This is a genomic window from Glaesserella sp. (genome assembly GCF_041814905.1).
GTDB lineage: Bacteria > Pseudomonadota > Gammaproteobacteria > Enterobacterales > Pasteurellaceae > Glaesserella.
The window spans coordinates 1-12,185 of sequence record NZ_JBGXYA010000080.1; the positions used below are offsets into that span (position 1 = coordinate 1).

Here is a 12,185-nt window from a genome sequence, read left to right on the forward strand (position 1 = left end):
AAGAAGGAAAAGCAAAAATGGCAATTATTACAGGTAATTTAGTCGCAACAGGGTTAAAATTCGGCATTGTGTGTGCGAGATTTAACGATTTTATCAACGATAAACTGTTAAGCGGTGCGATTGACACACTCGTTCGCCACGGTGCAAGCGAAAGCGATATTGATACCGCTTGGGTACCTGGGGCATTTGAAATTCCGTTGGTTGCGAAAAAAATGGCGGAAAGCGGTAAGTATGACGCAGTAATCTGCTTAGGCACAGTAATCCGTGGCTCAACTACGCACTATGATTACGTTTGTAACGAAGCAGCAAAAGGCATTGGTGCAGTGAGCTTACAAACAGGTGTTCCGGTTATTTTTGGTGTATTAACTACCGAAAATATCGAACAAGCTATCGAACGTGCAGGCACAAAAGCTGGCAACAAAGGCTCTGAATGTGCGTTAGGCGCGATTGAAATGGTGAATGTGTTAAAAGGTCTATAATTTGCAAAATAGTAAGCGAAACTGACCGCTTGTAGAAACAATGAGGGGCTGACATCCCAGCCCTTATTTTTATGTTTAACTTAACGGCTTATTATTCATATTGATTTTCCGCCCACCAGGCAGCACCGATCAAACCGGCATCTTGTGCATAATAGGCTGGGATAATTTCCGGTCTGTATATCGATGGCATTTGCGCTAAAAAATGCTCAACGCGCGCTAAATAACCACTTGTCAAACCGACACTTCCACCCAATGCAATCCGTTGAATATCCAAACCGATTTTTAAATCTGCGATTAAATTGGCAATAGCTTTTGCCGATTTATCCACCAACATTCCTGCCTGCGGATCACCGGCTCTAAAACGTTCGAACACTTCCGGCGGTTCACACGGGTTTTCCCATTTTGCCGCTGCACGCGCAATCGCACGCCCAGCAGCGACTGCTTCTACACATCCGACTCTCCCACAGCCACAAAGCTCCCCGTTTGGATCCGCTAAAGTATGACCGATATGCCCTGCAACACCATTTGTACCAGTAAATAATTTACGGTTAAGAATAATTCCGCCTCCCACACCGGTAGATACCGTAATAAAGGCAAAATTTTCAATATCCTCTTGGCGCAGAAATTCCGCACAGCCGGCAGCTTGTGCGTCATTGAGCAAGGTAATCGGCTTATCCGTATGTTTTGCAATACTTTGTTGTAAAGGGAAAAAGGCAAGATTGCCTAAATTTTTCGGATTAAGTGCGGTTAATATACCGTTCTGAATAATCCCCGTGGATGCCACTGAGACTTTTTCGAATTGTCCTGAAAATTTCTGTAGGACTTCCGCTAACGCATTATCCAAAGCCTCTGCACTCGGGTTTTGCGGTGTGTGAATTTGAATGCGTTGTTCCACCAGTGCATCTTTATCTTTTAAGGTGACCAGCGCAGCCGCAATTTTCGTTCCACCGACATCAATCGCTAAACAAGCGGTCATTTTAAGCTCCTTTTTTGCAATTATCGATCGCACTGACAAACCAGCTGACTATATGCTCCAAGCGGGTCAATGCCGATCCGACCGTAACGGCATATGCACCGTTTTCAATTGCCGCAGCCGCCAGCTCCGGCGTATTGTACCGTCCTTCCGCCATGACACGACAACCACTTGCGACCAAATCACGTACAAGTTGTACATCAGGTTCATCAGGCGTTTCACCGCCGGTATAGCCTGACATGGTGCTGCCGATCAGATCAACTCCCAGCGCTTGGCAATACATACCTTCTTTATAGTTTGAACAGTCGGCCATCGACATGGCGCCGAGCTCTTGAATGCGCTTTGCACAGGCTTCAATCGTCGTCGGGCGAATGCGATCCGTACCATCGAAAGCAATAATATCCGCACCGGCATGATAGAGATCATCGATATCTTGTAAAAACGGTGTAATACGTACCGGGCTGTCAGGCAGATCCCGCTTAACGATACCAACGATAGGGACATCAACAACAGCTCGTACCGCTTTTAGATTATCAATGCCTTCAATACGTAATCCTGACGCCCCTCCTATGACTGATGCTTTTGCCATTGCCGCCACGATTTCCGGTGAATCCATCGGACCGTTATCCACGGGCTGGCAGGAGGCGATTAGCCCGTTTTGTAACTGCGCTAAAATTTGTGCCTTGGTTAATCTAGACATAATTACTCCACAATTTATTATAAAAAAGAAGATTTACTCCAAATAATAATCCTGTTAAATACACAAATCAATAAATACCGCTTAAAAGTGAGAGGTAGATCAAATTTTTTATCTTTGCCTGCCATAATACTGATATAACTATAAAATTTTGAAGATTTTGACAAAAAAAGGCGGTATCATAAACACCCTTTTTCATGGTTGCTGCGGTGTTCTTATTTGGCAATCAATTTTCTGTTAAACTTTTTCGAGGTTGTAAAAATGGATACATTTATGAGCCTGTTAGGCATTGTTGTACTCCTTTTAATTGCGTTCTTGTTATCCAACAATAAAAAAGCAATTAACTATCGTACCGTTTTCGGTGCGCTAGCAATTCAAATCGGTATCGGCGCTATTATTCTCTATATCCCGGCTGGACGCGATGCTTTGCTTGCCGCATCAAAAGGGGTCAGCGCCGTGATTAACTACGGTAATGACGGTATCAGTTTCTTATTTGGCGGTTTAGTCAGTGATAAGATGTTTGAAGTATTCGGTGGCGGCGGTTTCGTCTTTGCTTTGCGCGTGCTTCCACCGATTATTTTCTTTTCGGCATTAATTTCCGTACTTTACTATCTTGGTATTATGCAGATTGTCATCAAGCTCCTTGGCGGTGCGTTACAAAAAGCATTAGGTACATCAAAAGCGGAATCGATGTCTGCGGCGGCAAATATCTTTGTCGGTCAAACCGAAGCCCCGTTATTGGTAAAACCATATATCAAATCAATGACGGACTCTGAATTGTTTGCCGTTATGTGTGGTGGTTTAGCCTCCGTCGCCGGCGCGGTAATGATTGGTTATGCCGGTATGGGGGTTCCGCTTCCGTACTTAATCGCAGCATCATTTATGGCAGCGCCGGGCGGTTTGCTCTTTGCCAAAATTCTACACCCGCAAACAGAATCGTTTAAAGATGAGTTAAGTGAAGACGATATGGATGACAAACCGGCCAATGTCATTGAAGCGGCGGCAGTCGGTGCATTCTCCGGTTTACAACTTGTCATGAATGTCGGTGCAATGCTATTAGCGTTTATTGCATTAATTGCGATGTTAAACGGCTTTATCGGTTGGGTTGGTGGCTTAGTCGGCTTCGAAGGCGTTACATTACAATCTTTATTAGGTTATGTTTTCCAACCGCTTGCTTGGATTATCGGCGTACCTTGGGGAGTCGAAGCACAAGTAGCCGGTTCGTTAATCGGACAAAAACTGGTCGTAAACGAATTCGTTGCTTATGCCGATTTTGCCAACTACTTAAAACCGGAAAGTGCGCCGGTCGTATTAGGTGAAAAAACGATTGCGATCATCACCTTTGCACTTTGTGGCTTTGCAAACTTGAGTTCTATTGCTATCCTTATCGGCGGTTTAGGCGGTATGGCACCGAATCGTCGTAGTGACGTAGCGCGCATGGGAATCAAAGCCGTTGCGGCGGGTACACTCTCCAACTTAATGAGTGCGGCCATTGCAGGTTTATTTATCGGTATCGGCGGCGCCGTATTGTAATCGATAAAAACACATTCTCAACACCACAGGAAACTGTGGTGTTGTCGTTTATAGCCAAGTTAAACGATTGCGTTTATAAGGAGTAACCATGAATTTGAAACAAATCGCACAACAAGCCTTATCTTTAATGGATTTAACTACATTAAACGATAATGACACAGATGACAAAGTTATTGCGTTATGCCAACAAGGTAAAACCGAATTCGGTACGCCGGCAGCAGTGTGTGTTTACCCACGTTTTGTCCCTATTGCACGTAAAGCGTTAAAAGCGCAAGGTACGCCACAAGTGAAAATTGCTACAGTAACCAATTTCCCTCACGGTCACGATGATATCGACATTGCCGTTGCCGAAACCAAAGCGGCAGTGGCTTACGGCGCCGATGAAGTAGATGTAGTTTTTCCATACCGAGCCTTAATCGCCGGCAATGAGAAAGTAGGATTCGAATTGGTCAAACAGTGTAAAGCGGTTTGTACTCAAGCTAATGTTGCTTTAAAAGTCATTATTGAATCGGGTGAATTAAAAACACCTGAATTAATCCGTCAAGCCAGTGAAATTTCGATTAAAGCGGGAGCGGATTTTATCAAAACCTCAACAGGTAAAGTGCCTGTTAATGCGACGCTTGAATCTGCACGTATTATGCTTGAAACGATTCGTGATTTAGGTGTTGCGGATAAAGTCGGCTTTAAAGCGGCCGGCGGCGTCAAAACCACCGAAGAAGCGCAACAATATCTTGCCTTGAGTGCTGAAATTTTAGGAAAAGATTGGATCAACCAAGCGCATTTCCGCTTTGGCGCCTCCAGTTTATTAGCAAATTTGCTTGCAACCTTAAAGGATGAGCAAGTAAATCAAAACGTAACGGGATATTAATCTCTCCATTCTAACTAAGAGGAACATAACATGACTCCACATATTAACGCACCTGCCGGTGCATTTGCCGATGTCGTTTTAATGCCGGGCGATCCGCTTCGTGCGAAATATATCGCTGAAACTTTCTTAGAAAACGCAGAACAAGTAACGAATGTACGCAATATGTTCGGTTATACCGGAACTTATAAGGGGCGCCGTATTTCTGTAATGGGACACGGTATGGGTATCCCGTCTTGCTCTATTTATGCCAAAGAGTTAATCACTGAATACGGCGTGAAAAAAATCATCCGCGTCGGTTCTTGCGGAGCGGTTCGCCAAGACGTGAAATTACGTGAAGTGGTTATCGGTGTCGGTGCTTGTACGGATTCAAAAGTCAACCGTATGCGTTTTAAAGATCACGACTTTGCGGCAATTGCCGATTTTGATATGACGGCAGCGGCTGTTCAAGCGGCAAAAGAAAAAGGCGTAAATGTCCGTGTCGGCAACTTATTCTCCGCCGATCTTTTCTACACACCGGATCCGTCTATGTTTGATGTGATGGAAAAATACGGCATTTTAGGGGTTGAAATGGAAGCCGCGGGAATTTACGGCGTTGCCGCAGAATTCGGTGCCAAAGCATTAACTATCTGTACCGTTTCGGATCACATTCGCACTCACGAACAAACCACGGCAGAAGAACGTCAATTAACTTTCAATGATATGATTGAAATTGCATTGGAATCCGTTCTTATCGGTGACCGAACATAATTTGCAAAATAATGCACCAAAATAACCACTTGTAAATAATGGCACAGTAGACAAAAAATGCCGAATAATAACGTATTCGGCATTTTAATTTAACTCTTCAAGTTTAGCACTAGATAAAGACTTGCCCTTGAACTTGAAAACCTTGCGGTACTTCGGCTTTATCTTCAAAAGTGACAAATTCCCACGCAGTTTCATCCGCTAACACAGTCCTAAGCAGTTTATTATTTAAACCGTGACCGGATTTGTATGCGCTGAAATCACCTAAAATATTATAACCACACATAAATAAGTCACCGATTGCATCAAGCATTTTATGGCGAACCAATTCATCTTTAAAACGCAAGCCTTCTTCATTCAAAATACGGTATTCATCTAATACGATAGCATTATCCAAACTACCGCCTAAAGCTAAACCGATTGATTGTAGATATTCTACGTCTTTCATAAAAGTAAAGGTTCTTGCACGACTTAATTGTTGAATAAAATGTTGTGCTGAAAACTCCATTTTATAGTTACGCACATCTTTAGTAATCATAGGGTGCGTAAAATCAATGGTAAAATCTAATTTAAAACCGTTATAAGGCTTAAACTCAGCCCATTTATCCCCTTCTTCAACACGTACATTATGTTTAATACGGATGAATTTTTTAGTAGCATCCTGCTCTTCGATGCCGGCGTCAAGTAATAAATAGATAAACGGGCTTGCACTGCCGTCCATAATCGGAATTTCAGCCGCATTCACTTCTACAATAAGGTTGTCTAAGCCTAGTGATGCCATTGCTGCATTTAAATGCTCTACCGTTGAGATACGTACTCCGTCATCGTTAATCATACAGGTACATAAAGTAGTATCACGAATAGAATCCGCACTTGCAGGAAAATAAACGACAGGATCGAGATCCGTACGCGCATAAATAATTCCTGTATTGGCTGGCGCAGGACGCAGAGTTAGCGTCACTTTTTTGCCGCTATGCAAGCCAATACCGGTTACTTTAGTCGCTTGTTTAAGGGTTCTTTGTTTAATCATATCGTTTCCTTATTTCCCCAATGGTATTTTACTGACCATTTCTCATAAACCCGGGAATCGAGCTCGGGGAAAACATTTGAGAACTATCTACTTGTTGCGGTTTTTGCGCAGATTGTTGCTGCTGTTGCTGCTGCCCAAACTGATTTTGTTGTGGGTAACCACTCATAAAACCGGATTGCTGCTGATATCCACCTTGATGATGCATTGGTTGTTGCTGAGGATAGCCCTGCTGTTGAACCGGTTGCATTTTTGGTGGCATATGTAATGTTTCATCCGGTTGACCAATACCGGTCGCCACTAAAGTTACACGAATTTTACCTTCCATTTCAGGATAAAATGCTGAACCGAAAATAATAGCAGCATCAGGATCCGCAAAGCTAGTTACATATTCCATAATAGTGTTTACTTCTGCAAGTTCAATATCTAAACCTGAAGAAATATTTACTAAAATGCCTTTTGCACCGGATAAATCCACATCTTCCAATAATGGGCTGGCAACAGCTTCTTTTGCAGCATTTTCAGCTCGGTTTTCACCTTCTGCAATACCTGTTCCCATCATAGCGCGTCCCATTTCCGACATCACTTTTTTCACATCGGCAAAGTCAACGTTAACCAAACCTTCCGAAGTAATCATATCGGTAATACCTAGTACTGCATTGCGTAATACATCATTAGCAACACCAAAAGCTTCATTAAATTTAACGTTTTTAGGCAATACTTTTAATAATTTGTCGTTTTGAATGATAATGAGAGAATCAACATGTTTAGCCAGTTCGCGAATACCTTGATCTGCGTATCCTGAACGTTTTTTACCTTCAAAGGAAAAAGGTTTAGTAACAATACCTACTGTCAATGCACCTTGACTTTTTGCAATTTCCGCGATGACTGGGGCTGCACCGGTACCGGTACCACCACCCATACCGACTGCAATAAACACCATGTCCGCACCGGCAATCATATTGCTTAAGGCTTCACGGTCTTCTTCTGCCGCCTGATGACCAACATTCGGGTCTGCGCCGGCACCTAATCCTTTAGTTACGCTTGCACCTATTTGAATTGTATTACGCACTGCACTACTACGTAATACTTGCGCATCAGTATTAACTGAAAAAAACTCAACGCTCCCAACATCTGTTTGGGTACTGCTTACCATGTGATTAAGCGCATTACCGCCGCCGCCGCCGACACCGATAACTTTAATTACCGCATCTTGAGTTGCTTCGTAAATAGGTTCAAACATTCTTGATTCTCCCTAAATGTGCTGATAACAGATCAACACTCATTAAAAACTTGATTTTGCCCAATTATAAACTTTCTTAACACCACGACCAAAAATATCAATAATGCCACCGACTTTCTCACCGATTTCACCGCTTGAACTATTATCAGCATCGTTGTAATGACTATATTGCAAAAGTCCTAATACCGTTGCATATTGTGGTTTATTCACATAATCCGTTAATCCGGTAATATTTAACGGGTAACCGACACGAACCTGTGAACCAAATACAGATTTTGCACATTCTACAATATCTTCAATTTGAGAACCACCACCAGTTAAAACAATTCCCGCAATTAATTCTTGTTTTATACCTTTTTGTGACAACTCACTACGTAATTGTATTAATTGTTCGACGACAAGCCCCAATAAATCGTTATAACATTGAGCCGTGACTTTAGACAATTGTTCTTTAGTAAAAGTTCTTGGCATTCTGCCGCCAAGCCCGGCTACATCAATTTTCTTCTCAGGGAAATGGGTAGGAGGAGTAATTGCACTACCGTATTGTACTTTTATATTTTCAGCCTCATTACGAGAAGCCGCAAACATCTGAGCAATATAGTCCGTCACATTATTACCGCCGAAGGGGATAACTTTACTAAAACGCAAAGCACCATCGGTATAAACCAGCACATCCATCGTACCGCCACCAATATCAATTAAACAAACGCCTAATTCTCTTTCATCATCAGTCAATACGGAATAACTGGATGCCAAACCCGAAAAAACGATTTGATCGATTTTTAATTTACTGCGCTCCACCGCATTTTTCAAATTACGCAGCCAATCATTATGACATGCAATTAAGTGCGCCTGAGCCTGTAAGCGCATACCGGACAAACCCAACGGGTTTTTAGTTGCGGGCAATCTGTCTACTCGATATTCCTGAGGGATAATATGTAATGTTTCTAATCCGTCAGGTAATTTTACCGAACGGGCAATATGAATCGCATTATCCAAATCTTCAGGATTCACTGCCCCGGTAAGCGGAACTGTGCCACTCTCATTTAAAGCGGTAATATGCGGACCGGAAAGTGCTAACGTCACGCCCATAATCTTACAATCCGAAACAGACTCCGCTTCTTCAATAGCTCGTTGAATGGAGCTTACCGTAGCATCAAGATCAACGACGCCACCGCCATATACGCCTTTTGACGGACTAACCCCCGAACCGATTACATTAATAACGCCGTCGGGTAATACTTCCCCTACAACCGCTACTACTTTATGAGTACCGATTTCTAAGCCAACAACTATTTTAGATTCTGCTACTTTTGTCATGATTAATTATGTTTGCGAATAATAAATTATTTAATACTAAACCCTACGGATGCTCCGTGCTCATAACGGAGATCTACATAGGACAACCGTTTTCCTTCCGGAATTTCAATTTCCGGGAATATTGTTACAAAGCGATCTATTTTCGGGAGCCAGTTTCCACGACCTAACCTCAATTCTACGCCGTTATCTAACGTAATAGTCCAAGAGCCTCGACTATTCATTGCAATTGAAGCCAACTCTAAATTACGCGATTTCAGGTCATGCTGTATTTTTGACCAAGCCTCTAATACTACTTTGCTTTCGGAGTCAGGACCGGCTAATACCGGCAGCCCGCTTCCGTCAAAACGCCCTTTGGGCAAACTGAATACCACGCCTTGATCGGAAAGATATTGTTCTTTATTCCAAAGAGCGACGGGACGATGCTCCAATAATGTAATACTTAAACGATCAGGATAAACCTTTCTCACTACAACGTCTTTAATCCAAGAAACCGCTAAAAACTTATCTTTAACTTCTTGAATATCTTGTTCAAAATAGCCTTTCAACAGAGGTTCTTTCGATAAGATTTCACGAATATCCGTATTTGTTGTAAATTGAGTTTTATGAGTCAGCGCATACGATTTAATCGGTGTTTTATCTAATCTGGCTAACCAATTCGACCAATTATTATAAATTACATAAATAAAAACGGCACATAATAGCACAATAATCGGCTTAATAAACATTAACCAATTTGTACTATTTTTCGGCTTACTCAAATTTGTTCGAATCACCGAAGTCGGTTTTTTACGAAAAACCACCGCCATTAAACACTTAACTCCAATACACGCTCAACTAAACGCTCAAAACTGTAACCGACAGTTGCTGCAGATTTAGGGAAAATACTGTGGCTTGTCATACCTGGGCTTGTATTCACTTCAACCAAACGGAAATTGCCTTTTGCATCTTCCATGACATCAATTCTGCTCCACCCACGACAACCCACTACATCATAAGCCTGTTTAACCAACTTGGCGACTTCTGCTTGACGTTCGTCATTTAATACCGGACAAATATATTGGGTATTGTCCGAAATATATTTTGCATGATAATCATAGAATTCGCCTTCCGGGATGATTTGCACCGCCGGCAAAACCTCACCGTCAAGTACCGGCACGGAGTATTCTGCACCAGCCAAGTTCTCTTCCACTAAGACGATAGCATCATATTTTAACGCTTCCTCAATTGCCGGAAGGAGTTGCTCGGCTGTCTTCACTTTGCTGACACCAACGCTTGAACCTTCACTGGCAGGTTTAACAAAGAGAGGTAAACCCAATTTTGCAATAATTTCGTCACAACTGACCGCTTGTCCGCGCTGCACAACTACCATGTCGGCCGTCGGCAGACCTATTGCATTCCATAATAATTTGGTACGAAATTTATCCAACGTAATTGCCGAAGCCATCACACCGCAACCGGTATAAGGAATACCAAGCTGTTCCAATGCTCCTTGTAATACACCGTTTTCACCAATACCGCCGTGCAAAATATTAAACACGCGCTGAATACCTTTTTCTTTTAGTTTTTCAATCGGAAATGTTTTAGTATCAATCGCTTCTACGTTATAGCCCAAACTTTGTAATGCGCTGACTACCGCCGCGCCTGAATTCAGTGATACTTCACGTTCGGCAGAAACACCACCAAACAATACCGCAATTTTTTCGTTTTTTAAGCTCATTCTCTTTTACCTTACCACCTGTTAACTCAAGCTTCCTACTTATGCTAAAAACGCTTGTATCAGGCTTATATTTCTATTAATTTTTCCAACTTGCTGCCAAATCACGTGAAAGTTTACTCACATTTCCCGCCCCTTGAGCCAAAATCAGGTCACCATCATGAATAATTCGATCAAGCACTTCACCTAATTGCGTACTGTCGGACACCAAAATCGGATCAACTTTACCCAAATTACGGATTGAACGACATAATGCCTTACTATCCGCCCCGACAATCGGCGCTTCCCCCGCTGCATACACGTCTAACATGACCAAAGCGTCCACCTGTGAAAGCACCTGCACAAAATCATCGAACAAATCACGAGTCCGTGAATAACGATGTGGTTGGAATACCATAACCACACGTTTGTTTTCCCAACCTTGACGGGCAGCTTTGATAGTCACATCTACTTCCGTTGGATGATGACCGTAATCATCAACCAACATTACTTTACCATTCGGACGAATAAATGAACCTAATTGATCAAAACGACGCCCCGCACCTTGGAAATTCGCCAGTGCGGCTAAAATTGCTTCATTACCGAGCCCTTCTTCTTTTGCGACGGCCAATGCCGCAGTCGCATTGAGCGCATTATGTTTACCCGGTACGTTAAGTAATACTTCAATACGTTCACCAGACGGGCAAATAACGGAATAATGTCCTTGAAAACCGGTTTGTTGATAATCTTCGATACGATAATCCGCTTTTTCACTAAAGCCATAGCTAATAACTTGACGACCAACTTTCGGTGCAATTTCCATCACGACCGCATCATCGGCGCACATTACCGCTAAACCGTAAAACGGCAAGTTACGTAAAAAGCGCACGTAAGTCTCTTTCATTTTTTCAAAATCACCACCATAAGTATCCATATGATCCGGCTCAATATTCGTTACTACCGACACCATTGGCTGTAAATGTAAGAAAGACGCATCACTTTCGTCTGCTTCTGCGATCAAATAACGGCTTGCGCCTAAATGGGCATTTTTTCCGGCTGATTTCACCAAACCACCGTTTACAAAAGTCGGGTCAAGCCCCGCTTCTGTATAAATCATGGATAACATTGCGGTTGTTGTCGTTTTACCATGCGTACCGGCAACCGCAATACCATGACGGAAACGCATAATTTCCGCCAACATTTGTGCGCGTTGAATAACTGGAATACGCAACGCTTTTGCCGCAACCACTTCAGGATTGCTGTCATTAATCGCACTGGAAATAACAACCACACTTGCTCCGGCAACATTATCACCTTGGTGACCGAAATAAATTTTCGCCCCTGCTTTAGCTAAACGTTGAGTGACCGGACCGTCGGCAATATCCGAACCACTGATTTTATACCCTTCGTTTAATAGAACTTCAGCGATACCGCTCATGCCCGCACCGCCAATCCCGACAAAGTGAATTTGGTTTACACGGCGCATTTCCGGTACAAGTGTTTTGATTTCATCTTGGAAATTTTTCATTGTTATTACCTTATGTTATTACAAGCGGTCTGTTTGCAAGCTTAATTTGCAAATCTCCGTTCCTAACTGACCGCTTGTAC

12 protein-coding genes are annotated in these 12,185 nt (G+C 42.7%); 4 read left to right on the forward strand and 8 right to left on the reverse strand.

Annotation, left to right across the window (positions count from 1 at the left end; all coding sequences use genetic code 11):
- Positions 1 to 17: 17 nt before the first annotated feature.
- On the forward strand, positions 18 to 479 hold the full coding sequence (gene ribE, locus ACEYJ7_RS10685; RefSeq protein WP_042905789.1) for a 6,7-dimethyl-8-ribityllumazine synthase: 462 nt from the start codon (positions 18 to 20) through the stop codon (positions 477 to 479).
- 91 nt (positions 480 to 570) lie between these two features.
- On the opposite strand, the gene ACEYJ7_RS10690 is transcribed toward ribE, so the two are convergent.
- Together ACEYJ7_RS10690 and ACEYJ7_RS10695 are read right to left on the reverse strand one after the other, a co-directional pair.
- Positions 571 to 1,455: an N-acetylmannosamine kinase gene (locus ACEYJ7_RS10690; protein ID WP_373779084.1), complete on the reverse strand. Its 885-nt coding sequence runs from the start codon at positions 1,453 to 1,455 to the stop codon at positions 571 to 573.
- Between the two features lies 1 nt (position 1,456).
- On the reverse strand, positions 1,457 to 2,152 hold the full coding sequence (locus tag ACEYJ7_RS10695; RefSeq protein ID WP_373779085.1) for an N-acetylmannosamine-6-phosphate 2-epimerase: 696 nt from the start codon (positions 2,150 to 2,152) through the stop codon (positions 1,457 to 1,459).
- Positions 2,153 to 2,410: 258 nt separating this feature from the next.
- Between ACEYJ7_RS10695 and ACEYJ7_RS10700 the strand changes: the two genes are divergently transcribed.
- The 3 genes from ACEYJ7_RS10700 (at position 2,411) to deoD (ending at position 5,297) form a co-directional block, all read left to right on the forward strand.
- Complete coding sequence (locus ACEYJ7_RS10700) at positions 2,411 to 3,682, forward strand: NupC/NupG family nucleoside CNT transporter (protein WP_373779086.1); 1,272 nt, start codon at positions 2,411 to 2,413, stop codon at positions 3,680 to 3,682.
- 88 nt (positions 3,683 to 3,770) lie between these two features.
- Positions 3,771 to 4,550: a deoxyribose-phosphate aldolase gene (deoC, locus tag ACEYJ7_RS10705; RefSeq protein ID WP_373766215.1), complete on the forward strand. Its 780-nt coding sequence runs from the start codon at positions 3,771 to 3,773 to the stop codon at positions 4,548 to 4,550.
- Between the two features lie 30 nt (positions 4,551 to 4,580).
- Positions 4,581 to 5,297: a purine-nucleoside phosphorylase gene (gene deoD / locus ACEYJ7_RS10710; RefSeq protein WP_373779087.1), complete on the forward strand. Its 717-nt coding sequence runs from the start codon at positions 4,581 to 4,583 to the stop codon at positions 5,295 to 5,297.
- 109 nt (positions 5,298 to 5,406) lie between these two features.
- Here deoD and lpxC read toward each other — a convergent pair whose 3' ends face one another.
- The 6 genes from lpxC to murC all read right to left on the reverse strand — a co-directional run bounded on the left by lpxC (position 5,407) and on the right by murC (position 12,105).
- Positions 5,407 to 6,324: a UDP-3-O-acyl-N-acetylglucosamine deacetylase gene (lpxC, locus tag ACEYJ7_RS10715; RefSeq protein WP_373779088.1), complete on the reverse strand. Its 918-nt coding sequence runs from the start codon at positions 6,322 to 6,324 to the stop codon at positions 5,407 to 5,409.
- Between the two features lie 28 nt (positions 6,325 to 6,352).
- Positions 6,353 to 7,564: a cell division protein FtsZ gene (gene ftsZ / locus ACEYJ7_RS10720; RefSeq protein WP_373779089.1), complete on the reverse strand. Its 1,212-nt coding sequence runs from the start codon at positions 7,562 to 7,564 to the stop codon at positions 6,353 to 6,355.
- A 42-nt stretch (positions 7,565 to 7,606) separates the two neighbouring features.
- Positions 7,607 to 8,884, reverse strand: coding sequence for a cell division protein FtsA (gene ftsA / locus ACEYJ7_RS10725; RefSeq protein ID WP_373779090.1), 1,278 nt, complete (start codon positions 8,882 to 8,884; stop codon positions 7,607 to 7,609).
- A 26-nt stretch (positions 8,885 to 8,910) separates the two neighbouring features.
- Positions 8,911 to 9,690 carry a cell division protein FtsQ/DivIB gene (locus ACEYJ7_RS10730; RefSeq protein ID WP_373779091.1) on the reverse strand — a complete coding sequence of 260 codons (780 nt, stop codon included), beginning with the start codon at positions 9,688 to 9,690 and terminating at the stop codon, positions 8,911 to 8,913.
- Positions 9,690 to 10,601, reverse strand: coding sequence for a D-alanine--D-alanine ligase (locus ACEYJ7_RS10735; RefSeq protein ID WP_373779092.1), 912 nt, complete (start codon positions 10,599 to 10,601; stop codon positions 9,690 to 9,692). Before ACEYJ7_RS10735 ends, ACEYJ7_RS10730 begins: the two co-directional genes overlap by 1 nt.
- A 76-nt stretch (positions 10,602 to 10,677) precedes the next feature.
- Complete coding sequence (murC, locus tag ACEYJ7_RS10740) at positions 10,678 to 12,105, reverse strand: UDP-N-acetylmuramate--L-alanine ligase (RefSeq protein WP_373779093.1); 1,428 nt, start codon at positions 12,103 to 12,105, stop codon at positions 10,678 to 10,680.
- Positions 12,106 to 12,185 lie beyond the last annotated feature (80 nt).

Excerpts from the sequence above, each read along its gene's own strand:
- ACEYJ7_RS10690 (WP_373779084.1), bottom strand. The coding sequence starts at position 1,455 with ATGACCGCTTGTTTAGCGATTGATGTCGGTGGAACGAAAATTGCGGCT.
- ftsZ (WP_373779089.1), bottom strand. The coding sequence starts at position 7,564 with ATGTTTGAACCTATTTACGAAGCAACTCAAGATGCGGTAATTAAAGTT.
- deoC (WP_373766215.1), top strand. The coding sequence starts at position 3,771 with ATGAATTTGAAACAAATCGCACAACAAGCCTTATCTTTAATGGATTTA.
- ACEYJ7_RS10700 (WP_373779086.1), top strand. The coding sequence starts at position 2,411 with ATGGATACATTTATGAGCCTGTTAGGCATTGTTGTACTCCTTTTAATT.
- lpxC (WP_373779088.1), bottom strand. The coding sequence starts at position 6,324 with ATGATTAAACAAAGAACCCTTAAACAAGCGACTAAAGTAACCGGTATT.
- ACEYJ7_RS10735 (WP_373779092.1), bottom strand. The coding sequence starts at position 10,601 with ATGAGCTTAAAAAACGAAAAAATTGCGGTATTGTTTGGTGGTGTTTCT.
- ACEYJ7_RS10695 (WP_373779085.1), bottom strand. The coding sequence starts at position 2,152 with ATGTCTAGATTAACCAAGGCACAAATTTTAGCGCAGTTACAAAACGGG.
- ribE (WP_042905789.1), top strand. The coding sequence starts at position 18 with ATGGCAATTATTACAGGTAATTTAGTCGCAACAGGGTTAAAATTCGGC.
- ACEYJ7_RS10730 (WP_373779091.1), bottom strand. The coding sequence starts at position 9,690 with ATGGCGGTGGTTTTTCGTAAAAAACCGACTTCGGTGATTCGAACAAAT.
- deoD (WP_373779087.1), top strand. The coding sequence starts at position 4,581 with ATGACTCCACATATTAACGCACCTGCCGGTGCATTTGCCGATGTCGTT.
- ftsA (WP_373779090.1), bottom strand. The coding sequence starts at position 8,884 with ATGACAAAAGTAGCAGAATCTAAAATAGTTGTTGGCTTAGAAATCGGT.
- murC (WP_373779093.1), bottom strand. The coding sequence starts at position 12,105 with ATGAAAAATTTCCAAGATGAAATCAAAACACTTGTACCGGAAATGCGC.